Below are 205 nucleotides of genomic sequence, written 5' to 3'. Positions count from 1 at the left end.
TCCACGCCAGCGACTGCTGGCCGGCGGCGAGGTAGGCGATCCACCGCGCCAGGCCCGCGAGCCCGAAGAGCGGGTGCACGAACCGCGCCAGCGGCGGCAGCTTCGAGGGAAGCGGCCCGGGCTCGGCGGTCGCGCGCGACCGGGCCGCGCCGAGGGTGAAGCTGAACATGTAGGCCCCGCCGAACGCGGTCACCGCCCACAGTCC

1 protein-coding gene is annotated in these 205 nt (G+C 76.1%); it reads right to left on the bottom strand.

What is annotated here, in order from left to right; all coding sequences use genetic code 11:
- The coding region (locus tag QWY29_RS20945) for a hypothetical protein (RefSeq protein WP_300963125.1) at positions 1 to 205 on the bottom strand (205 nt) is incomplete at both ends.

This window comes from Nocardioides abyssi (genome assembly GCF_030412915.1).
In the GTDB taxonomy this organism is placed as follows: Bacteria; Actinomycetota; Actinomycetes; order Propionibacteriales; family Nocardioidaceae; genus Nocardioides; species Nocardioides abyssi.
Note: the sequence above shows the minus strand (reverse complement) of the source record. Positions and strands in the feature narration are given on the sequence as shown.